Here is a 22,740-nt window from a genome sequence, read left to right on the forward strand (position 1 = left end):
TGGTTATATAGCACCAATAATAATGATATTTTACGAAAGCAGGTTTAGCAAATCATCTTTTGTGAGCGACTTAAAGATGGATTCTTCGGTGCGGATCAGGTTGTCTGCTAAATTTCTTTTATGTTGCTGCATGGTCATGATCTTTTCTTCTACCGTATCGGGACAAATGAGGCGAATGGCCATGACATGCTTATCCTGACCTATCCGGTATGCGCGGTCAATCGCTTGATTTTCGACCGCAGGATTCCACCATGGATCTACGAGATACACATAATCAGCACGTGTAAGGTTAAGTCCGACACCTCCGGCTTTAAGGCTTATGAGGAACACCCGGACTTTGGGGTCATCCTGAAACAAGGATACAGCAGCTTCGCGGTCGCGTGTTTGTCCTGTAAGATACGCGTATCCCACCTGCCGGCTTTCCAACTGTGCTTTGATCAAATCGAGCATGGTAACAAACTGCGAAAAGACAAGTATTTTATGTTCAGGCGATTTATTTTCAATCTGCTCCAGCAAAACATCCATCTTTACTGAAGCGTCCCCATAGTATTTGTCTTTGGCTAGTAAGGCTGGCGAATTACATATCTGCCGCAACCTGGTGATACCCTGAAGCACATGCATACTGCTTTTAAGCAATTCATCTTCCGAGCGGCCCATCAGGTACTCCCGTATCTCTTCCCGGGCAGCGTCATATATCTCTCGCTGCTGTGCGCCCATCTCACAGTAAATGATCATCTCTGTCTTTTCCGGTAATTCCCGCGCTACTTGTTCTTTCGTACGCCGTAAGATGAAGGGCTTGATGCGGTGCTGCAGTTCTTTAGCGCGTCTGCTGTCCTTAAACTGGTCGATAGGCACAGAATAAAGCTGTTTAAAATGCATTTTCGAACCAAGCAAACCAGGGCAAGCGAACGATAGCTGACCGTACAAATCAAAGGTATTGTTCTCAACAGGCGTACCTGTCAATACCACTTTGTTTCGCGACTGGAGTAAGCGAGCCGCTTTATATCGCTGCGAGTCGGGGTTCTTGATGGTCTGAGATTCGTCGAGAAAAATATAATTGAAGCGGTATGTTTTTAAATAGCTGATATCGGATAACAGTGTTCCGTAGCTGGTGAGAATTACTTCGCACTGATCAAAGTGATTCGTTTGCTTCGCTCTCCCAGCGCCGTAGTGCGTGTAAACTTTCAGTGCAGGGCCAAACTTACGAAGCTCCTGCTGCCAGTTAAAGATAAGCGATGCCGGGACAACAATTAGGTTGGTATTTGGGTGACCGAGTCCCTGAGCGCTGATCTTTTCGCCCTGCGACAGTATAAAGGCAATGACCTGTATCGTTTTTCCAAGTCCCATATCGTCGGCCAGACAAGCGCCGAAATTGAAGTCGTCCAGAAAATTTAACCAGTTGAGCCCCTCCTGCTGATAGGCCCTGAGCTTGGCCTGCAATCCGGACGGCACAGGTACCGGGCTTATAGCCTCGAAATTTGCGAGCCTGGTTCTAAGCGCCGATAGATCCTGGCGCGCTTGCTCGTCGAGCATATGATCTTCATAAAGTTCGTGCACGGAAAGATAATTGACGCGGGCTGTACGGATTACTTCCTCTGAAACTTCCCCGGCGCCGAAATAGTCTTCGAACCGCCTAATCCACTCGACCGGCAGAATACCCATGGTACCATCGTCGAGCTGCACAAAATGGCTCTTGTTCCGTATAGATTTATGCAGGTGCTTTAGCGCAACGGTCTGCTTGTTGAATTTAACTTTGACAGCAGTTTCGAACCAATCCATACCACTGTTTACTTTAATGTCGATCTCCGGCTTATACTGGCTAAGCTTGTTACCCTTCAACGCATTGAAACCAAGGATAGCTATGCCCCGGCTGCGCCAGGCAGCAAAGGCCTCGAGGAACCAGTCGGCATCCAGAAAATGCTTGCGGTGCATGTAGAAACAGTCTGTCACGAATACATTTTGGTCGTCGAACTGGTTTACCTGTTCCTGAAAATAAGGATGTGCATGCATGATGTTGGCCAGGAACTGCAATTCGCGGTCTTCATCACGTTTTAAGGTGAAGGCCTTACCAAACTTATCTTTAGAACGGATTTGCTTTCTGGATAATACGGGGATTTCCAGGGAGCCATACTTCATAACCGGGGTGAGCAGAACAAAATCTTCTGATTCAGACAGGTAAATGATCTGTTCGTTTTCAAGATCAAAACCTTGCTCTTCGATCTGCATTTTGGTAGCACGTTTAAGATAGGAATAGTCGACCCGGACTTTTTCCTCCATGGGCGACAGCACGCTTTGCTGAAACACCTCATATTCATCCCCACCTATGATAATGGAACTACCCTGGTTTTTAAAGAAATCGATGATGCTCAATACATAAGGGTTATCAACCAGATAAAGATGATTATCTACTTGTATAAAATAGTTGTATTTTAATTGAATATCTGACAGCATATAAAGTGTTTGTCCCACTTTTATCCTGCCTGATATCTCGAAATCTTCATTCTTTTGATTGACTGTGATCCGGAGATCAGGTTTGAGAATACTCAACCGGGCTGCAACGATGGAGCTTGATGTAATAGACGACGACTTATTGGCGTTGTGGAGGTAAACCGGCAAAGACAAAGGATTGGCGGCTACCGCCTTTAGTGCTTCCAAATCAGCTTCTGCCCTGCCTTCTGCATAATTATTTCGGAACCTCGAGACGCCACTATAGAATTTGAGTTCGGCTGGCTGCTGCGTTTTCCATACACTATCCAGCGGATCAAGGATTATAAGGGGATTTTTGAGTTTGCCTGTCTGCGAAACCGGCGCTTCAGCCAATTCTATCACCAAATTCCGGTAGAAACGGTGCTGACTGAATATCAGCACCGTAATATGACCTTCCTTCTGCAAAGAACGCGGCATAGCGGCCGATCTGGCTGTAGCTATTGCCTTTTTAAGCAGGCCGAAATCGTATTTCTTTTGACTGTCCTCTTGGTTCATCTATCATCAGCATAGCGCTGAAGCGCAAATATAACTGATTATTACAGACGCAGGGCTGCTATTTACCGAACCGCGAAAGGTATGCATCCGAATTTTTTAAGTGCATTTTAAACAGGCTGTCAATTTTTGCGACCTTTCGTTGTTCGGCCTGAAAATACCGTATGGCTTCGGCGTTCGACTTTCCTGTGATGTCGGCCTGAAATTCATGCATCCAGTCATTCATACTTTCTTCGGCATCCAGCAGGTGTTGCAGGATAAGGTCCATGCTGTCCTTTTCTTTGATGGTGTCGAGCATCGGATGGCTGGCTTTTAACGATTTAAGATCATTAAGTAAGGCCTGTATTTTGCGTTGATTGCCCACTACTTTTCCGTGGTCAGCCATCACGATATCGTGATATTCGATTACCTTTTGACGTTCTGCTTTGTAGTCTCCTTCCTGGCTCCCGCAAGCTGAAATCGCGGCGACGAGCACAATAGCTGTCATAATTTTAATGAAATACATGATGAAATATTTAACTAGTATATTTTACTGTTGGTAAGTTGGTAATATATTTTGGTTCCGGATGGCTCCTTCCGTTCCCATGCGAGGAGAATCCTTCCTGACAAAGGGAGCAGCACAGCATGGCTGTCAGCAAACTGACCATTTGTGATTAACGATTTTGCCTGGATTTGTCCGTGGCTGAGATACCGCAACACAATGCTTGAGCCTTCTGTCTGCTCCGCCTGATGGCCATGGGTATGGTGTTCCACCGCAGCTTCCGTTTCTTCGCAAACGATGGCCTGTACTCCGTTCGGTAATGCGACCATCTGCGGATGCCTGCCCTTGCTGCTTACAAGTGTACGCGGTCTGAATTTCCCGCTGTTCAGTTCTCGCGAAGTATAATAAACACCAGGGGCGCCACCTGCAGTAAACCATACGGCATGGACGCGGTTGCCGGCCACAGCAAGTGAAGGTCCTGAATGCGGACAACCGGAAACTTCCCAATTATCAGAGCTGATTACCTCGGGCGCCGCAAAACCATTTCCACCGCTGGTCGACCGCATATAGATCATGTCTCTCACTTGTTTCGCATTGTCCTGTAGTTGGCCAGCTTCCATAATGTCGCGAAGGGCCAAATGTATGGTTCCCTGACTGTCCTGCAACAACTCGGTCCGGCAGCATTCGCAGGTGCCTTTCAACAGGCAGGCTTCCCTACCGAAGCCGCCCTGCTTTTGCGTGCGGCTAAAATACAGGGCAGATCCTTTGATCGTTTTGCCAAAACGCCCGTCGAGCCAGATGGCCGCTACTTCTCCATCGTTTAAGGTAGTGATGTCAAAAAAGTTACGTCCATAGGCATGACTTGTATCGGAGTGCAGAAAAGCCGCGGGCGACCAGCTTTTGCCATGATCTGCTGACATGCTGTAGTAGATTGCCCCGGCAAAGCGATTGTTTTCTTTTGGAAACGGCTTTGCAAACACTGCGATTATGGCGCCGTCGGCTTTAAAGGCCACCTTAGCCATACTTTCCGCTGATGCGCCGCATCCTCTGGAGCTGTATACCGTTATGGCCTGCCTAAAAACATTTTTAATGGAATCATACACGGCGTACTTAAGGCAATTGAGGGAATCGGCCGTGTCTAACTCTGTCCAGCACAACACTGCCTCGCCATGTTGATTCTTAGTAAGATACGCGCCTCTTGCAATACCATTTACAGGAAGCTGAATAGTGGCTGCTTCCTGCTCTTCGCTTTTATGAGCGGAACATGCCTGCAGGATCAGCAGGGCGACTGTCCCAAAAATTACTTGAACTTTTCTCATCTCATATTATATTTAAGATTTAACCCGCCATACCCAGCCCTTAACGGTGAGGGATTGTAGTATGCTGGTGCCGAACCCCCAAAGCCAGCCGCATTTAGTGCAAAAATGGAACTGTAATTCCTATTGAGCACGTTATCTACTCCGCCGTAAATATTGGCTTCAAAGTGCCTGGCGAAGCGCTTCTTGTAACCTAGTCGTGCACTAAGAACTGTGTAAGCACCATTGAAGTTTGTATTTGCATCGTTAACCGGCAGCCTATCGCTATAAAAACAGCTTCCATACACATAGAAGCCGTTGCGCATTTCAAGATCTACCCCGCCATTAATGACCCATGGAGAAACTCCGGTTAACTTATTCCCGTCGTAAGTGGCCGTTACCACATTTTGGGCGTTAATAACTTTATAGTCACGGAATTTAAAATCAGCGTAAGTAACTGCCGCATAAGGACGCAGGTTCATGATCGGGCTACTGTCCTCTTCGCGCAGCAACTGGTACGACAAGGAAAGCTCGATGCCATCATGATCTGTCTTACCGGCATTGTTATACACGGTGATACCCTGTGAGATCGTCTGACCGATCAATTCTCCTTTCAGGTTCATCATAAACAAAGCGAGGTCGTATGCCACCCTGCTTGCACCTAAGTTACCTTTAGCATTAATCTCATAATTCATACCTCGTTCCGCTTTCAAAGCACCGTTGATAGAACCATCTGCATTTCTGATCTCCGATCCGGTGGGCGGGGAAAAGCCAGAACTGAGACTTGCATGCAGACTAAGAGCTTCTCCGAAAGTGTGACTTAAGGCGAGGCGTGGGCCAAATTGAGGCTCAAAGGCTTTTACGCCGCTCTGCGATGGTTTAAGGTAGTCTGAAACGTCATAACTGAGTTTGTTATAGCTCATCCCGATCGTTAAAGCCGTACGTCGGCTAAGCATGGTCTCCGATTGATAAAAGAGTGCGTACTGTAGGTTTCTATAGTCGATCTGCGTATTTAGCGCACCCTCTGTGCCTTTGTTGTTTACATATTGACTGCCTTTGGTAAGTCCTTCGTTAAACTCTGCGCCGATAGTGAACCTCGTGGGCAACACTGGAAAATCAGCCTCGTAATTAAAGCGGGTTCGACCACCGTAACTCTGGTAAAAGTTTCGTATGTAGGCAAAAGCCAACGGATGGTTTAGATCATAAAAATAAGTATAGACGCTGCTGGAATTGCTGAGACGATCACTGAAAAGGTATTTCTGTCCTAACCCGACTCGTGTCCAGTTCTGATATCGCCCGGCCTGTTTCTCAACATTCGTGTGGTTGGCCTGCCTCGGATCTTCGGACACCTGAGCGGCAGTCAGCGCCCCCGGTATTTGTGAGTACTGCGTGGTGCGGTTAATCAATAGCGTGACTAGTCGCTTATTGTCGGGAAACAACTGGAAATTACCTGTAAGGAACCTCCGCATATCTGAACTATGACTGCGGTAACCGTCATATTCCTGCCATCCGTATGATACATAGCCGTTCATTTTGTCGCCCCCGCTACGATAAGCAGATGCTATACGCCTCAGCCCGTTGTTGCCGAATAAGGTAGACCCCTCTATGCTCTGTTCCTGATAAGGGGAGCGCTGAAGCTGAAAGTTAATAACTCCTCCCGTTCCGGCACCGTATATACTTGATCCGGGTCCGCGGATAACTTCTGCCCTGCCTATACTGTTTACATCGAGGGCCTCTATCCGGGTTGTACCATCTGCTTCTGTTACCGGGATTTCGTTAACATAAATCCGGATGTTTCTGTTACCGAACGAAGCTCGTATGCCATTTCCGCGGATAGAAATCCGAGCCTCCGATAGCGTGCTCTGATCCATCCGGACGCCGGGAATGCCATTAAATGCCTGTTGTAGAGACACGCCGTTTCCACGGTTAATTTCTGTTGCGGTTACAACAGATACCGCACCCGGCGTTTCACGAATCGTATTGCCGTTGTTGGCGCCGGCAACACGAACTTCGTTCAAACGAACTGCGTCTGCTTCTAACTGAATATTGTAATTTCTCTGTGACTTTACTACCTTGATAAGCTGTGTCTTATAGCCGGCGAGAGAAACGCGAAATGTTTGTGTTGCACCAATCGTAAACTCGAAGTGACCGTTTCTATCGGTCACGCCTAAACTATCGATGTTTACGCCAGCCAATGGCTGTTGTGTTTGAGAGTCATAAATATAACCCGTTATGGTATAGGTCTGGGCATGTGACTGCTCGAAAATGAGCATCAATACCACACACAGACCTAAAAATCTGATCTGGTTCATGAAAAGGATATTAAAAAATTCGAAACATTGTCAGTGCCTTCAAAAGGCACGCTTTAGCATGTTAATCACCCTTGCGGTGGATGAAATATCGAATTTTTAATACTGCTCGGCATACCCATAGAAGGCGGCACGTGTGCATCAAGCTCCGCCAAAAAATATTGCGTGAAATTGAGTTGCGTCACTATCACTGCATCCTGGACAAGCTGCGTTTTTTGCGACTGACGCTCCTGCTTTTGTTCCTTTTCTTCAGCCTGCTTGAGCTTCTTCATTAAGTAACACTTTCCTTCGCAATGGAGCTGAGGTCTGTCTTTGTTAACACAAAGTTCCCGGGCGATGTATTTCTGGTTCATACTGAAACCAAGGCAAATCCACAAACCTGAGAAGTTCGCACTTAGCAAACTCATAAGCAGCAGAATGGAAACCGGCTTTAGAAACATCTGCGCAAAGATAGAGAGATTTATTTTTCGGACAAGAGATTTACCTATTCTATTGCGCAGAACTCGAACTTCTTAACCGGCCCCACTTCAAATAGGTAGCTCCCCATGAGAATCCCGCACCAAAGGCGGTCAGGATCATCTTGTCTCCATACTTAAAATCGTTTCTGTAATCCCAAAGAACAAGCGGAATTGTTGCCGCTGTGGTGTTGCCGTAGCGGTCTATATTTACTTTAACCTGATCGCCAGACAGACCAAGGTACTCACCCACCGACTGAATAATACGCAGGTTAGCCTGATGAGGTATAAGATAGTTGATCTGAGCGCTTACAAGATCATTGGCTTTCAGCACTTCATTACAAGTGTCGGTCATCCCCTGAATGGCTGCTTTGAATACGACCCGGCCATCCTGGCGTACGTAATGTAACTTATCGTTAAGAGTCTGCTGTGAAGCAGGGAACCTTGAGCCGCCAGCTGAGACGATCAAATTCTCCTTGCCAGACCCATCCGTACGAAAGAAGCTATCCATAAGACCTACGGGTTCTTCTGTTTGCTCAAGCAATACTGCGCCAGCGCCATCTCCGAAGAGAATACAAGTGTTGCGGTCGGTATAGTTTACAATTGCGCTGTTTTTATCGGCACCGATAACCACGACCTTTTTACAGCGACCACTTTCTATCATACTAGCCCCCAACGTAAGTGCGTAAAGGAATCCGCTGCAAGCCGCGTTAGTATCTATACCCCAGGCGTTCTTAAGCCCCGCCTTTTCACATACCATGCTGCCCGTAGAAACCATCACATAATCAGGTGTAGAAGTGGAGACAATAACGCAGTCTATCTCGTCGGGAGACACATTGCCTTCCTCCATCAACCGATTCAGGGCCTTGACTGCCATATCTGAAGTGGCAATTTCAGGATCGTTCACAATCCTTCTTTCTTTAATCCCTGTGCGCGCAACAATCCATTCATTATTGGTATCCACCATTTTTTCAAGGTCATGATTGCTCAAAACTGTATCTGGAACGTAACCACCAACAGCAGTAATCACTGCGTTTTTCCTTATTCTCATTCAGTGTGTTTATCTATGAATAATCGGGCAGTTAGCCAACTGCCCAGAAATTTTGTGCAAAGGTACAAAAGTAACGCACTCCTTGACTTTAAATTGTAGAAAACAAACTACATTTGTGCGTCTCTCTTACTTTGAAATCACATCATATGAAATTATTTAACTTCCTTGCCTGCCTTCTGATCCTCGCTTCCCCAATCCTTTTGCCTTCGTGCAAAGAAGAAAAGCCTCTGCCGGTGCTAAGCCAGAAGCCGATTTCCGACTTCAGTTTCCTGAATCAGGATAGTGTAGCCATTACGAACCAGACCTTCGGGAACAAGATTTACATTGCTGATTTCTTTTTCACGTCCTGCACCACGATATGTCCGATCATGCACCGCAATATGAAGGATCTATATGAGGACTTTCAGGACAGACCTGAGCTGATGTTCTTATCCCATACTATTGATTTCAAATATGATAAGCCTTCTGCACTGAAGCGTTACGCAAAAAAACTCGGCGTTGATGATGGTCGCTGGCAGTTTGTGTATGGCAGTAAAGACAGTGTTTACACCATTGCAGAAAAGGACTACCTGGTTACTGTGATGGAAGACAGTACTGCTAAAGAAAATTACGTGCATGCGGGGTACTTTGTGCTGATAGACGGCAAGAGACAGATCAGAGGCGTATACGACGGTACGGATGACAAACAGGTAGCGCAGCTAAAGAAGGATATTCCGGTTTTACTGCAAGAAGTTAAGAATTAACGATCATGCATCTGAGGCTTAAATTCAGGACTGCGGGCGTACTTGGAGGTTGCCTTACTTTTTGTCTCATTGCAGCCTCCTGCCAGAGTACGGAGCAATTACAGCAGGACATCTATTATACCAACGGCCGCGACCTTTATATAAAAAAGTGCCAGAACTGCCATGGATCAAAGGGCGAGGGTTTGGCTGATTTGTATCCACCGCTTACGGACACCATCTGGATGAAGTCTAACAAACATCAGCTGCCGGCACTGATCAAACATGGTAAGAATGAAATGCCGGCAGCAGAGGATATGGCCAATATTGACATCGCTCAGGTGGTTGTTTTTATCACCAATAGTTTTGGCAATAAACAAGGGATGTACACACCCGAGCAGGTTGCATCTGATCTGACTAAATCTGGTTCGGATTAGCGGCATAATCGGCCCAAAGCTGGTCGACCGTCTTCCCCGTATTTGCAGGCCAGAACGTTCCTGTGGTGTAGGCTGCAGTACGCATACTTTTATCGAGCTTTATAACAATGCCCTCGTATCCATTTTTTTCCAGCCATAGAAAAAATCTTGCAGTTACCCGGTAAGCGTCTTTGTAAGACTGATTGCTTGAAAATGCAGGCAGCGTCCATTTAGCGACCGGATTTGTAAGTCCATGCGTAAAACGAACATAGTCGGCGATACCTTCAGTTACCCAGCCTGCATCGGCTACGTAGGGATAGGACTGTACCACATGCATCAGCTCATGTGTAGCTACATCAAGGTCTGTCGGATTACTTACGAACCAGTCCGGGTCGTAACGGATCACTGCCCCACCGAAAGCAGCGGCTACGCCTTCGTATGCCGCATCTACGACAAATACCACTTTCGTTTTAGCGTCAGGATTATAAAGGTCGGCCATACGCTGATAGTTCTCTTTGAAAACGTTAATGAGGCCGTTTTTAACCGGAAGCGTAAGAAGATTTGATTTATTAACAAATATCAGCGTGTTCTTGCCCGCTGTAATCGTTTCCGTGGTACTGAATGGCAACACCTTCTGGAGGTTCGATGGCATCTGGAAAAGTCGGAGTTCCGATAGTTGGAACAGGCCCCCTCCCCGAATTCCTGTTATGTTTACCCGGTAATATTTGTAAGCCGTAGGATTAACAAAATAATACCGCTTTGTTTGCGTACGCTCGGGAAAGAATTCATAGTCCTGCTTATCCAACTGTACCCAGGTGCTTCCATCGAGCGAACCTGTAACGGTCCAGTTTTCGGGGTCCCTCCCATCGGCGTCATCGCCGGACGTGAATGCGTACGACGCAATAAGTTTCGGCTCAGCAAATGAAAACTGAATGTAAAATGCAGGGGTGTAAGATTGTATAAGATACTTTGTCGCTTTATCATTATCAATCAATTTAGGCGACCCTTCCTTGGACGCCTTGCCGAACTGGTTTTCTGTGCTGACAAATAAAGTAGCGAGACTCGTGATGTCCTTTTCTTCGATCAAAGGCTTTGGCTCTTCTTTGATGGGCTTTTCTGGTTCTGGTTCGGGGGGAGTAGGCTTTTCTTTTTTACTACAGCTGAAACTCAGGCAGGCAGAGAGCATGAGGCATGCCGAAAACATGGTCAGGGTTGACTTTTTCATTCAAATTTAGGTTTTGGTTATTCGCTAAATATAGGATTTTATATAGAATACTATAAAACACCGCTGCTGCCGAGCAGAAACACCCTGGTACTTTGCCTGTAAGCACGCCCCTGTTCATTAATATATTTCAGGTCCAGATAAAAAGCCTTATAACCTTTCGACGGCAAGGTTTCGCTGACGATAAACCGCTTTGCACCAGCGATTTTAAGAGGTCTGCTGCTCCATCTGTCGTTTCTGAAATCGCGATCGGGCGAACTGGCCTCCCACAACGTAACCTCTGTGACTTTACCGCCGCTATTGCCCACGTCGAGTTTTAAGGACGACTGCGACACGGCCGACTTCCAACTGCAAACCGGATAGTCCTTATGGTTAACTGTATATCCGAAGAATGCGCTGAGCGCATCCGCGGCTTCCTGAAAATCACCAAGGTTATGGCCGACATTGGCTACGTATTTAAGCTGTTTGTTGCCGGAAAGTTCATTGAAATAGTTTTTCACATTGTCAACGGGCCAGTACTCGTCGTTGGTTCCCATGATCATTAATTTAGGCATTGTCAAGACCTTCCTGTAGCTGTAGGGATCGATCATTTGTACCAGGTCATTACTTAATCCCGAACCCATGTCCTGCACCAGGCCTAGTTTTACATAATCCTGGATCTGTGGACTATAATCGTTCCAATTGGTAATCTGGTATTTCATGCTAACAGGTATGTTGAGCATGTCAATCACCATTGGTACTATGCCTTTTACGCGGCTATCCGTGGCAGCGGTCAGCCATGTGGTCCAGCCCCTCTTTGATGCCCCGGATACGACAAATCCCTTGAGAGAATGCTGAAGCTCAGATTTCGAAAATTCCTGTACCGCATCCATGGCACGGCAGGCCGACTTAACCATGGGAAAGAGCAAAGGCCATGTGTAATCGTTGTCGGATTTGTAACGATGCAGCGTATAAGAGATCAATGCATCTTCATACAATCCGTTAAAAAGTGGCTGATTGGGCGTTTGTTTGAGCATAGAAACAATAGCCCCGTTTTGGCTGGCAATACCCGCAAACATCTTTAGTGCAGCGTCACCTGAAGATGACCAGTTAGGCAAACCCTCCTTTCCGACGCTGCCACCGCTTATGAACAGCAGAGCATCCTCTTTTATTTTACCAGGAGGCACTAAAACTATAAGTTCGTGCTTCCAGGTTAGTGAGCGCCACTGCTGGGAAGTGAGAAGTATGCGATACGCCCTGACGCCGCCTACCTCGTAACTGTCGCGCATCTGCCACTGATAAGCGTTGTCGGCCTTGTTCACATAATGACTTAAGGCCGTGGAAGGCGTAACAGATGGCTGAGTGAAGGCAGCCTGGCAAACACCGAGCAGAAACAAACAAAGCAGGCGTATGGTACGGAGATGGAGTTTCATAACAAAACTAATGGGGCTAATAAAAGGGTAATTTAAGAATAATAAAAATGAATTGCTACCTTTAAGGCCGTGCATATCTATGCATCTATTAACCAACCAATAAACACAAAATGAATTTTAACAAAAAATTGTTGCTGCTGCTGATCGCTGTTGCAGGTATTTGTACGGGCTTACAAGCCCAGAGCAAGACACAGGAGTTGTCCTCGCCGAATGGAGAAATTAAGGTATCCCTCAACATAGCCGACAGGATTTATTACACGGTTTCCTGCGACGGCGAAACTCTTCTTGAAAAAAACCATCTTGCGCTGAATTTAAAAAACGAAACGCTGGGCAGTAACCCCAGACTGCTGAGCATGAAAAGGCTTAAAGGTAATGAGGTTCTGAAACCCTATATCGCGTTAAAGTATGCTTCCGTAAAGAACGACTACAACTCTTTGCTACTGAATTTCAAAGGAGATTACGCGGTAGAGTTCCGCGCGTTCGATGAGGGTGTAGCATACCGTTTTATAACTAAGAAGAAAGGCTCGCTAGAAATATTAAACGAAGACTTCTCTGTAAATTTCCCTGCCGAGTATGCCTTACACCTGCAACAGGCTGGCGGGTTTAAGACAGCTTACGAAGAGATATACACACATTTGGCCTCTAAAGATTGGAAGCCGGAAAATAAGATGTCTACGCTTCCTGTTCTTATCGACACGAAAAAGAAATATAAGGTACTGATCAGCGAATCTGATTTGTCTGACTATCCTTGTATGTTTTTAAAGGGCACAGGTGATAACGGCATGGCCGCAACTTTTCCTAAAGTTCCGCTTGAGTTCGGTGATGATGGCGACCGTAGTGTTAAGATCTTGAAAGAGGCCGACTATATTGCAAAAACAACCGGATCAAGGACTTTCCCGTGGCGGTATTTTGTGATTACAAAAGAGGATAAGCAGTTGTTGGAAAACACCATGACACTGAAGCTCGCTTCGAAAAGTGTGATCAAAGACCCAAGCTGGGTGAAGCCAGGTCAGGTGAGCTGGGAATGGTGGAATGACGCCTCCCCTTACGGCCCTGACGTAAACTTTGTCGCCGGTTACAACCTTGAGACTTATAAATATTATATTGATTTTGCTGCAAAGTTCGGCATGAAATACATCATCATGGATGAAGGATGGGCCAATAGCACGCGTGATCCTTACACGCCAAATCCGAAAGTTGATGTTCATGAGCTCATCCGCTACGGAAAAGAAAAAAATGTCGGCGTCGTTTTGTGGCTTACATGGCTTACTGTTCACAACAACATGGATTTGTTTAAGACCTTTAAAGACTGGGGAGTTAAGGGTGTCAAAATCGATTTTATGGATCGCAGCGATCAGTGGATGGTTAATTACTATGAAAATGTTGCAAAAGAAGCCGCTAAACATGAGCTATTTGTTGATTTCCACGGCTCCTTTAAACCCGCGGGATTGGAATATAAATACCCGAATGTGATTTCTTACGAAGGTGTGCGGGGTATGGAGCAGATGGGTGGCTGCTATCCTGACAACAGTATTTTCCTTCCATTCATGCGAAATGCGGTCGGCCCAATGGATTACACACCGGGCGCAATGATCAGCATGCAGCCGAATGTCTATCGTGCCGAACGGCCGAATGCCGCCAGTATTGGCACAAGGGCTTATCAGCTTGCATTGTTCGTGATTTTTGAGAGTGGATTGCAAATGCTCGCGGATAATCCGACATTGTATTATAAAAACCAGGAATGTACTGAATTTATCACTCAAGTGCCGACTACTTGGGATGAAACAAAGGCTCTTGAAGCTACGGTGGGTGAAGTAGCTGTTGTAGCAAAACGCAAAGGGGACAAATGGTACATTGGCGGTATGACGAATGGCAAGAAAGAGGAGCGAAATATATCGGTAGCGCTCGACTTCCTGGAAAAGGGACGTACGTACACGATGACGTACTTTGAGGACGGAATTAATGCCGGCAGACAGGCCATGGATTACAGAAAGAAAACAATACAGGTTAAAGCCGGCGACTCGATACCTGTGAAGATGGTTCGTAACGGTGGTTTTGCTGCTGTAATTAATTAAGCAAAAGAAACTCTCTGGAAGGCCCTTGAAACGGGGCCTTCTTTATTTATAGAGATTCAATTTCTTTCATGTATTGGACATAGGCATCCTTGTAGGTCATTTGTTTTGGTTGCTGTTTCTCTATAAAACTCTTAAAATCCTCAAGGTCGTTCTCAGTCCAGCCAAGCCTCACAAATAGCATTTTATCATCATCCCAATGATCCAGGTTTACCTTTATGGCTTCTAACTTCTTATAAAGGAGAACACCTGTACGAAAATCTTGGTACGCAGGCGTTGTTTTGAACAAAGTGATAAACTCTATAATAGTGCGGTATGTCGCAGGCTTGCCTTTCCGCACCTGCTCAACAAGCAGTGCAGCCAAAACCGGTGCTTTTAGTATTTCAGCATCAATACTATCGAGTTTGACAGAACCACGTATGATCTGTATATCTTTCTGAAACAGGGAATCTGAGGGTTTGGCAGCGTACCGGGCAAAATATGGTTCCTGATCTAGCACGGCACTAGTGTAGCTAACCTGTGCAAATCCGGTTGTAGTAAATATTAAAAGAAGTATCTGGAACAAAAAACATTTCATCACTCAAAGTTAAACATTAAGTATGTAGATTAGCATCTACCCGGAGATTCAATTTATGTTTTGCCGGGTTCGATAAAAGACCGTACTTTAGGCGTGTAGCATGTGCTTCTTAAAACTGTGGAGATTGATAAGTATATAGAGAGTGGAGTAATTGAAAGTTACTTACTTGGTTCGGCATCCGACAAGGAAATTGAGGAATTGATGCATCTTAAGGAAAGATTCCCTCAAGTAGCTTTGGCTATGGAGGAGATTGAAGCAGATATAAGTCATATTACTATGAATTTGGGAGTACCTCCGCCTCCGTCTACCTTCAATAAAATTGAAGACCGCGTTAATGAACTTATTCAGACTCCATTCAGCCCATATCCTGACGGTCGGAGTAAAGACCACAGGAGCAACACGAATTCCAGGGAGAACTATATTGAGGTTGAAGGCAACTCCAGTCATATGCGTGTGCATAAAATTTGGCGCTGGCTGTTCCTCATTGTTTTTTTGCTAGGCAAGATATTCCTGGCTTTTGCGATATATTTTTATCTGGAGAGCAGACAATACGAGCAACGTGTGCAGGAATTAAAACAGGAACTGCTTCGAATGGAACAGAAATAAAAAAAGGCAGCACCTTAGGTGCTGCCTTTTATGTCAAGCTGGTTTTTAAGAAACCTTAATATCCCGCACCTGTGACTGACTGTTTTCTTTGCCAATAGAAATACGGAGTATACCATCCTGATAATGGGCTTCGATACTGTCCGTATTTACGCTTTCAGGTAACACAAAAGATCTTGAAAATGAGGTATACTCAAATTCTTTCCGGGTGAAATTCTTCTTTTCTTCTGTCTCGGCCTGTTTTTTATCTGACGATATCGTCAACGTATTCTTGATAAGGTTGATCTGAAAATCTTCTTTCCCGATACCCGGAGCTGCAAGTTCAATTTTATAACCTTGCTCATCTTCCAGAATGTTTACGCCAGGCACTTTATTTACGGTCAGATTTTTATTTATCGCTTCGCTAAACAAAGAATCGAATACATTGTTGAAATAAGGTGCGGTGTTTCTGGTACGGTTGTTAAATTTTACTAGTGTCATCGTTTATTCTTATTAAGTTTCAATTTTATTATCTACCTACAACTTTAGTCAACTCTTATACCAACAAGCTTTTCTATGATTTTTGAGACAATTTGGCGTAAAAAACGAAAACAACAAGACAAAACGACAGAAGAAAGTACGGAGATCGATGTAGACACATTCAAGTATAAGACTACGATAGAAACCCGGTTTGCGGATTTTGATATGATGGGGCATGTAAATAACGCCGCGTATTTCACTTTCATGGAAATCGCCCGAAGCAAATATTGGAAACAGGCAATACAATGGGATTGGAAAACGACAGGGGTTATTATAGCCCGGGCAAGCCTCGATTACATTGTTCCAATTCTGCCTGACGACAAGATCAGCATATATGTGCGCACATCGAAAATAGGAAATACAAGTTTTGAGTTAGAATACCTCTTCGTAAAGCAGAAGAACAACGATGAGGTCATATGCAGTAAAGGAAAAACCGTCTGTGTAGCCTTCAGCTATGTGCAGAACGCACCAGTGCAAATACCTCATAACGAAAGAAATAAGATGCTGATTTTTGAGCAGCTAAACGAACACTAAAAGATCTTTCCCGGGTTAAGGATATGATTAGGATCGAATACGCTCTTAATAGCCCTCATAATTCCGAGGTGTACTTCAGAGTACTTGATCGGCATATATTCTTTTTGAACAAGCCCGATACCATGCTCGCCGGATATAGTTCCGCCTAATGCCGTTGTGAGTTTAAAAATCTCTGCGATACCATCTTTTAATTTCTCCTTCCAGTCGGAATCACTCATGCCAGCCTTGATAATATTTACATGCAGATTTCCGTCGCCGGCATGTCCGTAACAAATACTATCGAATCCATATCGACTGCCCGTTTCCTTTATTCCCTTAATAAGTTCGGGAAGAGCTGCCCGAGGCACCACAGTATCCTCTTCTTTGTAAACGGAGTTAGATTTGACTGATTCAGCCATCGTACGACGCATACGCCACAACTCCTCTTTTTGCATAGCAGTATCTGCGAATAACACGTTACTGCAGCCAAATGCTTCGAGCACCTCGTTTACCCTATCACAATCTTGAAAGATGTTGTCCATATTGTCACCATCCAGCTCTATAAGTAAATAAGCTTCCACCCCGGGGTTAACGTCAAAGCGGATATCGTCGTAGCGGATCACCCATTCAACCCCTTTTCGTTCCATGAATTCTAGCGCCGAAGGGGTCACACCAGCTCTGAATATCGCCGAAACTGCCGCACACGCCGTTTCGTTCCCGGAGAATTCTGCGAGCATGAGCACGCTTTGCTGATGCTTCGGAATCAGTTTGGTCACAATCTTCGTTACGATACCCAATGTGCCTTCCGATCCGATCATTAATTGTGTAAGATTATATCCCGAAGCATACTTCAGCGTATTGGCCCCAGTCCAGATAATCTCCCCCGAAGGCAGTACTACCTCCAGATTTAGAATATACTCCCGGATAGTGCCATATTTTACCACGCGCGGTCCACCGGAACAATGCGCCACGTTTCCACCTATGAAGCAGGACCCTTTACTGGACGGGTCTACAGGATAAAGCAAACCGTGCTCCGCTACTGCATTTATAAATTCTTCAGTGATAACGCCCGGTTCAACAACAGCTTGCAGATTTGCCGTATCTATATTTATGATATTTTTAAAGCGCTCCATAGAAAGCAGGATACCGCCATGTATTGGCAAAGCGCCGCCACTCAGCCCTGTACCTCCCCCTCTCGGGGTCAGAGGAATGTTGTAAAGATTACATAGTTTGAGTAAAGCGGCAATCACCTCGGGAGTTTCAGCCTTCACCACTACTTCCGGACGATATTTCAGATCTTCTGTTTCATCCTGTGCATATTTTTCAAGTGATTCATCATCTACAAAGACATTGGCAGTTCCTGCAGTATGACGAATTTTTTCAAGAATTTCCTCGGTGACGGAGTTGTATAGCATGATATTCAGTTGTTGTCTGAACAGTATTTTAATTGTACGAAAGAGTGTCCAACCTGCCCTGGCATCGGCGGACTCAGCTTTTTAATACTGACTTCAGCAGTGCGTAAAAAGGGATAACCAGAGATTACACGATCTATAATCCTGCGTACAACGGTCTCAAGCATCTTCTGAGTCCGCTGCATCTCTTCAATAATAATATTATTAAGAACCTCATAGTTTACAGTCTGCTCTATATCCTCTGTGTCGCCTTTAGGGACAAAATTGACCACTATGTCGACACTGAAATAGATCCCCGTAAGCTGTTCCTCAGGATAAAAGCCGTGATAGGCATAACACTTTACATCGCGCAGGGCGACAGTTTGGGTAAAATTTTGCGAATTCATTAACTTTGGCTGGTACCGACCAGCCAAATATAGCTTAAAAATGAACATTCACACAAAAAAAGACCTGTACGAATCGCCCGATTACTATGCTCTCGATGATCTACTATCCCAGGAACATAAAATGGTAAGATCCTCAGCACGCGAATGGGTAAAAAAAGCACTCAGCCCCATAATTGAAGATTATGCCCAGCGTGCGGAATTCCCAAAGCAACTGATTGATGGCCTGGCAGATCTTGGAGCATTTGGACCAACAATACCTGCTGAATACGGCGGAGCAGAACTTGACTATATATCGTACGGGATTTTGATGCAGGAGATCGAGCGGGGTGATTCGGGCATCCGGTCGACGGCATCGGTGCAGGGCTCTCTTGTGATGTATCCGATATTCAGGTATGGTACAGAAGAGCAGCGCAGGAAATACCTTCCGGCACTTGCCAGCGGAAAGCTAATGGGCTGTTTTGGGCTAACCGAGCCTGACCATGGATCTAACCCTGGCGGAATGATCAGCCGAATTTCAGATCAGGGTGACTATTATCTTCTCAATGGTGCAAAGATGTGGATCTCTAACGCTCCATTTGCCGATATTGCGATTGTATGGGCGAAAGATGAACAAGGAAAAGTTAGAGGAATGATACTGGAGCGTGGCATGCAAGGATTTTCAACACCAGAAACTCATGGCAAATGGAGTTTGCGCGCTTCGGCTACAGGTGAACTGGTTTTTGATCAGGTCCGGGTTCCAAAAGAAAATATCCTCCCCGACACCATCGGTTTGAAGGGCCCGCTCGACTGTCTAAACCAGGCCCGCTTTGGAATCGCCTGGGGTGCCATAGGTGCTGCAATGGATTGCTATAATACCGCTTTGAGATATGCGAAGGAACGCCTGCAGTTTGGCCGCCCTATAGGCAGCTTTCAATTGCAGCAAAGGAAACTTGCCGAGATGATCACCGAAATCACTAAAGCCCAGCTTATGGTTTGGCGGCTCGGGATTTTAAAAAACGAAGGGCGCGCCACTCCTGAACAAATATCGATGGCAAAACGTAACAGTGTGGAAATGGCGCTTGACGTCGCCAGAAATGCCAGACAGATCCTGGGCGGGATGGGGATCACGGGTGAGTTCTCAGTGATGCGTCACATGATGAACCTCGAGTCGGTTGTTACTTACGAAGGCACACACGATATTCATCTGTTAATTACGGGAATGGATATTACAGGATTGAACGCTTTCAAGTAATTTATTAAATTAGCAATTTCTGATTTGTATGCTTTTAATAACGTTCTCATCTTGCAACAGATGCCTACTGAATTTCCTCATCCGGAATTTATTCGCCGTTGTCCTAATATTTCTACTACTTCCTGGTCTTTCTTCTGTGGCACAGAAGAAGAACTTTTCAATCGACCGCGAGTTTCCCACATGGCTTGTCAAGGTTGAACCAAAAAACACCAGGCCGGCTTCTAAAGATATATCGGATGGGTATTTTTTATCGTTCGTTGAAAATCAGAATCATGCCGAACTTCACGAAGAGTACAGTCGTGTCATTCGTGAAATCGTCTCGGATGCAGGGGTTCAGTATGGTTCCCAGATAAGCGTTGAATACGACCCGAGCTTTCAGAAGTTGATTTTCCACAAAGTCATTTTGTGGAGAGGAGGCAAGGCTTTCGACAAACTAAACAAAGCTAATTTTAAGGTGCTTCAGACGGAAAAGGAACTTTCCAGATTTATATATAGTGGCACATATGACGCTTTTTTTCTCATAGAAGATGTAAGAAAGGGCGACCGTATTGAATTTGCATATACATTGAAAGGTACAAATCCAATATATGGAAAGAAGTACGCTAACACCTTATATTTTGAGGGCGGAAGTAGCATTGGCCATCTTTATACCAATATAATTTTTTCAAACAAAAGAGCAATAAAGTTAAAAGACTTCGGAAATAAGACGCTTGGACGCGTTTCACAAAAGGCAGGTATGCGTATCTATGAATGGGAAAGTACGCTAACAAAAACTCATCGAACGGTCGATTATGAACCGTCCTGGTATAACCCCATTAGCCGGACAGCAGTATCGGAGTATAAAAACTGGTCAGAAGTGGTAGAATGGGGTTTGAATGTAAGTCATTATCCAAAAAGTAATTCTATACTGTTTAAAACGAAGGTTAAAGATTTGTCTGATCTGGCCGGCGATGATAAGAAGAAGTACATCACACTTGCTACCCGATTTGTGCAGGATGAGATCAGGTACATGGGTATAGAAACAGGAATCTATTCGCACAAGCCAAACCCACCGGAAAAGATCCTTACCCAGCGCTATGGCGATTGTAAGGATAAGTCACTCCTCCTGGTAGAACTGCTGAAAGCCAAGGGAATTGATGCCAGCCTGGTATATGCAAATACTTATACCACAGTTAAGACCAATGAATCATTACCCAGCCCATTTGCCTTTAACCATGTCATTGTAGTAGTTAACCTTGATAATTATTACACATGGATTGATCCGACAATGAGTTACCAACGTGGCGGATTCGACGACTTCTATCCGCCGCCCTATGGATATGTCCTGGTCCTGAAAAAAGGAAATAATAAGCTGGATTTGATTGAAAGAAAAACTCTCGGGAAATTAACCAGTAATTTGCGCTTTAATTTGGCAGACACTACCACTAACGCAACAACTAACCTGGTTGTAACCAGTATATATACGAGCAATTACGCCGACACATTTCGTGAGCAGTTGGCCGAATCTGGTCTTGACGGCATGGAGAAAAATTTCTTTGAATACTTCGAGAATATGTATCCAGACATTTCAGTCGCAGAATCGCTAAAAGTAGAAGATCATGAAGAATCGAATACCATCGAAGTTACTGAATCGTATGAAATCAAGAATATCTGGGCAGACAACGACGAAATAAAAGACAAGGTGGTTTATTTCTATGGTGATATTATCAACGCTAATCTTCGGAAGATCCCGATAAGCGCCAGATTGTCGCCCGTTTTGCTAGATGAAGACTTGAATGTGGAGCAGAATATCTTTGTAGATATGCCTTACGATGTCAGTCCATCTGAAGACAGTTTTCAGGTTGAAACCGGCGACTACCATTTTGATATTTACACCAGTCAGCGAGACCGGGAATTAAGATTTAGTTATACTTATCGAAACATGTCTTCTTTTTTAGCTTCCGATAAAGCCAGAGCATACGCAAAAGATGTGAAAAAGATCGACGAATATCTGACTCATTACGTCAGACGAAGCATAAACGCTGAAACAGCGACTGGCCCGAATCAATTTACCGCGATCACGTATATGCTTGCTGCCGCGGTCTCGGGCTTTATCTTTTTCCGGCTGTTTAAAACACCGGGCACTTTTAATGTAAACGCTATTGCGAATGCAACAGAGATCAAAGGCTGGTTAATATTGCTTGCAATACGTATCGTAGTTCTCCCAATTCTACTGATACATGGAGTTTTGAACTCGGGTGTATTCAACAAGACAGTATGGATGAACATCACAAGCTTTGGTAGTTGGGCTCTTCCACTCAAATCTTATTTCCTGCTTGAAACAATTCTGTTTTCAATCCTCTTTACGTACAGTATATTTTGCATGGTGATTTTCTTTCAGCGCAGGAGAGAATTTCCGAAACATTTCATCATCCTGACAGCGATCAATATAGCACTCTTGCTGTCGGACTTTTTGGTAGGCGGGCTGATCAACAGATCTCAAGACGTATCTTTTACAACACCCGAAGCGGTGGTGCAAGTGATCTTCGGTACTCTTTACAGCTTTGCCTGGATTTTATATTTGTTAAAATCTGAACGGGTCAGGGATACATTTGTGTTCACATATCCTAAATTTGCATGGCAGTCGGCCCTCGATTTATATTATGCAAACGCTTCTGAGCCAAAATCTCAGATAGAGATAAAAACTGCTGAAACAGAACATGAAAACGTTTAAAAAATATACTCACATACCCGCAACACCTGAGGAGGTTTATCTTGCGCTCACCAAAGCGCAGAGCATTCAGTTATGGACAGGTGCGGAAGCTGATTTTGTAGATGTACCTGGGACGGAGTTTTCACTTTGGGATGGAGACATAAGCGGCAAAAACCTCGATTTTGAATATGGCAAAAAAATCGTTCAGCAGTGGTACTTCGGCGACCAGGAGGAAGCATCAATTGTTACCATAAAACTTCATGAGGATAAGAAGGGAACTTCGATGGAATTTGTTCAGACGAATATCCCAGACCAAGATTATGCTGACTTTACCGAAGGATTGAATGAATATTTCATTGGCGGACTACTTGATTTCTTCGAAGAATAGAGCTCGCG

The 22,740-nt window shown here is 44.9% G+C and carries 20 protein-coding genes; 8 read left to right on the forward strand and 12 right to left on the reverse strand.

Going from position 1 to position 22,740, the window contains the following annotated elements; all coding sequences use genetic code 11:
• Nucleotides 1–30: 30 nt before the first annotated feature.
• The 6 genes from J3P40_RS12465 to J3P40_RS12490 form a co-directional block, all read right to left on the reverse strand.
• A complete protein-coding gene (locus tag J3P40_RS12465) occupies nt 31–2,982 on the reverse strand; it encodes a DEAD/DEAH box helicase (protein ID WP_256006110.1) in 2,952 nt (983 codons plus the stop codon).
• Between the two features lie 58 nt (nt 2,983–3,040).
• Nucleotides 3,041–3,484 carry a hypothetical protein gene (locus J3P40_RS12470; protein ID WP_256006112.1) on the reverse strand — a complete coding sequence of 148 codons (444 nt, stop codon included), beginning with the start codon at nt 3,482–3,484 and terminating at the stop codon, nt 3,041–3,043.
• A 14-nt stretch (nt 3,485–3,498) separates the two neighbouring features.
• On the reverse strand, nt 3,499–4,779 hold the full coding sequence (locus J3P40_RS12475; RefSeq protein ID WP_256006115.1) for a sialidase family protein: 1,281 nt from the start codon (nt 4,777–4,779) through the stop codon (nt 3,499–3,501).
• Entirely contained in the window at nt 4,776–7,067 is a 2,292-nt protein-coding gene (locus tag J3P40_RS12480) for a TonB-dependent receptor domain-containing protein (RefSeq protein WP_256006118.1), read from the reverse strand. Before J3P40_RS12480 ends, J3P40_RS12475 begins: the two co-directional genes overlap by 4 nt.
• Before the next feature lie 65 nt (nt 7,068–7,132).
• Entirely contained in the window at nt 7,133–7,504 is a 372-nt protein-coding gene (locus tag J3P40_RS12485; RefSeq protein ID WP_256006120.1) for a hypothetical protein, read from the reverse strand.
• Between the two features lie 49 nt (nt 7,505–7,553).
• Nucleotides 7,554–8,570, reverse strand: coding sequence for a beta-ketoacyl-ACP synthase III (locus J3P40_RS12490; protein ID WP_256006122.1), 1,017 nt, complete (start codon nt 8,568–8,570; stop codon nt 7,554–7,556).
• Between the two features lie 146 nt (nt 8,571–8,716).
• Between J3P40_RS12490 and J3P40_RS12495 the strand changes: the two genes are divergently transcribed.
• Nucleotides 8,717–9,313: an SCO family protein gene (locus tag J3P40_RS12495; RefSeq protein ID WP_256006124.1), complete on the forward strand. Its 597-nt coding sequence runs from the start codon at nt 8,717–8,719 to the stop codon at nt 9,311–9,313.
• Nucleotides 9,314–9,318: 5 nt separating this feature from the next.
• Nucleotides 9,319–9,726: a c-type cytochrome gene (locus tag J3P40_RS12500; RefSeq protein ID WP_256006127.1), complete on the forward strand. Its 408-nt coding sequence runs from the start codon at nt 9,319–9,321 to the stop codon at nt 9,724–9,726.
• Here J3P40_RS12500 and J3P40_RS12505 read toward each other — a convergent pair.
• Both J3P40_RS12505 and J3P40_RS12510 read right to left on the reverse strand, forming a co-directional pair.
• Nucleotides 9,707–10,930, reverse strand: coding sequence for a basic secretory protein-like protein (locus J3P40_RS12505; protein ID WP_256006130.1), 1,224 nt, complete (start codon nt 10,928–10,930; stop codon nt 9,707–9,709). The genes J3P40_RS12500 and J3P40_RS12505 overlap by 20 nt on opposite strands.
• A gap of 50 nt (nt 10,931–10,980) precedes the next feature.
• Nucleotides 10,981–12,339 carry a PhoPQ-activated pathogenicity-related family protein gene (locus J3P40_RS12510; RefSeq protein ID WP_256006133.1) on the reverse strand — a complete coding sequence of 453 codons (1,359 nt, stop codon included), beginning with the start codon at nt 12,337–12,339 and terminating at the stop codon, nt 10,981–10,983.
• Nucleotides 12,340–12,449: 110 nt separating this feature from the next.
• Between J3P40_RS12510 and J3P40_RS12515 the strand changes: the two genes are divergently transcribed.
• Nucleotides 12,450–14,414 carry a glycoside hydrolase family 97 protein gene (locus tag J3P40_RS12515; RefSeq protein ID WP_256006135.1) on the forward strand — a complete coding sequence of 655 codons (1,965 nt, stop codon included), beginning with the start codon at nt 12,450–12,452 and terminating at the stop codon, nt 14,412–14,414.
• Between the two features lie 46 nt (nt 14,415–14,460).
• On the opposite strand, the gene J3P40_RS12520 is transcribed toward J3P40_RS12515, so the two are convergent.
• Nucleotides 14,461–14,988: a hypothetical protein gene (locus J3P40_RS12520; protein WP_256006138.1), complete on the reverse strand. Its 528-nt coding sequence runs from the start codon at nt 14,986–14,988 to the stop codon at nt 14,461–14,463.
• Between the two features lie 117 nt (nt 14,989–15,105).
• Here J3P40_RS12520 and J3P40_RS12525 point away from each other — a divergent pair, with 117 nt between their 5' ends.
• Nucleotides 15,106–15,594, forward strand: a complete 489-nt coding sequence (locus J3P40_RS12525; protein WP_256006140.1) for a hypothetical protein — start codon at nt 15,106–15,108, stop codon at nt 15,592–15,594.
• Nucleotides 15,595–15,639: 45 nt separating this feature from the next.
• Here the strand turns inward: J3P40_RS12525 and J3P40_RS12530 are convergent, their stop codons facing one another.
• The gene (locus J3P40_RS12530; RefSeq protein ID WP_256006143.1) at nt 15,640–16,071 is read right to left on the reverse strand and encodes an Hsp20/alpha crystallin family protein; all 432 of its coding nucleotides are present in this window, start codon (nt 16,069–16,071) and stop codon (nt 15,640–15,642) included.
• Between the two features lie 75 nt (nt 16,072–16,146).
• Between J3P40_RS12530 and J3P40_RS12535 the strand changes: the two genes are divergently transcribed.
• On the forward strand, nt 16,147–16,644 hold the full coding sequence (locus tag J3P40_RS12535) for an acyl-CoA thioesterase (RefSeq protein ID WP_256006146.1): 498 nt from the start codon (nt 16,147–16,149) through the stop codon (nt 16,642–16,644).
• Here J3P40_RS12535 and J3P40_RS12540 read toward each other — a convergent pair.
• Both J3P40_RS12540 and J3P40_RS12545 read right to left on the reverse strand, forming a co-directional pair.
• Nucleotides 16,641–18,038 (reverse strand): FAD-binding oxidoreductase, encoded by a 1,398-nt coding sequence (locus J3P40_RS12540; RefSeq protein WP_256006149.1) that lies wholly within the window; start codon nt 18,036–18,038, stop codon nt 16,641–16,643. The two genes, J3P40_RS12535 and J3P40_RS12540, sit on opposite strands and share 4 nt — an antisense overlap.
• Before the next feature lie 5 nt (nt 18,039–18,043).
• Nucleotides 18,044–18,421 (reverse strand): dihydroneopterin aldolase, encoded by a 378-nt coding sequence (locus J3P40_RS12545; protein ID WP_256006151.1) that lies wholly within the window; start codon nt 18,419–18,421, stop codon nt 18,044–18,046.
• Nucleotides 18,422–18,461: 40 nt separating this feature from the next.
• Here J3P40_RS12545 and J3P40_RS12550 point away from each other — a divergent pair, with 40 nt between their 5' ends.
• From J3P40_RS12550 to J3P40_RS12560, 3 genes are all read left to right on the forward strand, one after another.
• Nucleotides 18,462–19,652, forward strand: a complete 1,191-nt coding sequence (locus J3P40_RS12550; RefSeq protein WP_256006153.1) for an acyl-CoA dehydrogenase family protein — start codon at nt 18,462–18,464, stop codon at nt 19,650–19,652.
• 136 nt (nt 19,653–19,788) lie between these two features.
• Nucleotides 19,789–22,365, forward strand: coding sequence for a DUF3857 domain-containing protein (locus J3P40_RS12555; RefSeq protein ID WP_256006155.1), 2,577 nt, complete (start codon nt 19,789–19,791; stop codon nt 22,363–22,365).
• Entirely contained in the window at nt 22,352–22,732 is a 381-nt protein-coding gene (locus tag J3P40_RS12560) for an SRPBCC domain-containing protein (protein WP_256006158.1), read from the forward strand. Before J3P40_RS12555 ends, J3P40_RS12560 begins: the two co-directional genes overlap by 14 nt.
• Nucleotides 22,733–22,740 lie beyond the last annotated feature (8 nt).

Origin of the sequence: Pedobacter deserti (assembly GCF_024436415.1) — a bacterium.
Taxonomy (GTDB): domain Bacteria; phylum Bacteroidota; class Bacteroidia; order Sphingobacteriales; family Sphingobacteriaceae; genus Pedobacter; species Pedobacter faecalis.

What these genes read in the sequence shown, in the direction of transcription:
- J3P40_RS12520 (WP_256006138.1), bottom strand. Translation starts at nt 14,988, where the DNA reads ATGAAATGTTTTTTGTTCCAGATACTTCTTTTAATATTTACTACAACC.
- J3P40_RS12560 (WP_256006158.1), top strand. Translation starts at nt 22,352, where the DNA reads ATGAAAACGTTTAAAAAATATACTCACATACCCGCAACACCTGAGGAG.
- J3P40_RS12550 (WP_256006153.1), top strand. Translation starts at nt 18,462, where the DNA reads ATGAACATTCACACAAAAAAAGACCTGTACGAATCGCCCGATTACTAT.
- J3P40_RS12545 (WP_256006151.1), bottom strand. Translation starts at nt 18,421, where the DNA reads ATGAATTCGCAAAATTTTACCCAAACTGTCGCCCTGCGCGATGTAAAG.
- J3P40_RS12505 (WP_256006130.1), bottom strand. Translation starts at nt 10,930, where the DNA reads ATGAAAAAGTCAACCCTGACCATGTTTTCGGCATGCCTCATGCTCTCT.
- J3P40_RS12465 (WP_256006110.1), bottom strand. Translation starts at nt 2,982, where the DNA reads ATGAACCAAGAGGACAGTCAAAAGAAATACGATTTCGGCCTGCTTAAA.
- J3P40_RS12495 (WP_256006124.1), top strand. Translation starts at nt 8,717, where the DNA reads ATGAAATTATTTAACTTCCTTGCCTGCCTTCTGATCCTCGCTTCCCCA.
- J3P40_RS12535 (WP_256006146.1), top strand. Translation starts at nt 16,147, where the DNA reads ATGATTTTTGAGACAATTTGGCGTAAAAAACGAAAACAACAAGACAAA.
- J3P40_RS12480 (WP_256006118.1), bottom strand. Translation starts at nt 7,067, where the DNA reads ATGAACCAGATCAGATTTTTAGGTCTGTGTGTGGTATTGATGCTCATT.
- J3P40_RS12470 (WP_256006112.1), bottom strand. Translation starts at nt 3,484, where the DNA reads ATGTATTTCATTAAAATTATGACAGCTATTGTGCTCGTCGCCGCGATT.
- J3P40_RS12475 (WP_256006115.1), bottom strand. Translation starts at nt 4,779, where the DNA reads ATGAGAAAAGTTCAAGTAATTTTTGGGACAGTCGCCCTGCTGATCCTG.
- J3P40_RS12510 (WP_256006133.1), bottom strand. Translation starts at nt 12,339, where the DNA reads ATGAAACTCCATCTCCGTACCATACGCCTGCTTTGTTTGTTTCTGCTC.
- J3P40_RS12500 (WP_256006127.1), top strand. Translation starts at nt 9,319, where the DNA reads ATGCATCTGAGGCTTAAATTCAGGACTGCGGGCGTACTTGGAGGTTGC.
- J3P40_RS12485 (WP_256006120.1), bottom strand. Translation starts at nt 7,504, where the DNA reads ATGTTTCTAAAGCCGGTTTCCATTCTGCTGCTTATGAGTTTGCTAAGT.
- J3P40_RS12530 (WP_256006143.1), bottom strand. Translation starts at nt 16,071, where the DNA reads ATGACACTAGTAAAATTTAACAACCGTACCAGAAACACCGCACCTTAT.
- J3P40_RS12515 (WP_256006135.1), top strand. Translation starts at nt 12,450, where the DNA reads ATGAATTTTAACAAAAAATTGTTGCTGCTGCTGATCGCTGTTGCAGGT.
- J3P40_RS12540 (WP_256006149.1), bottom strand. Translation starts at nt 18,038, where the DNA reads ATGCTATACAACTCCGTCACCGAGGAAATTCTTGAAAAAATTCGTCAT.
- J3P40_RS12490 (WP_256006122.1), bottom strand. Translation starts at nt 8,570, where the DNA reads ATGAGAATAAGGAAAAACGCAGTGATTACTGCTGTTGGTGGTTACGTT.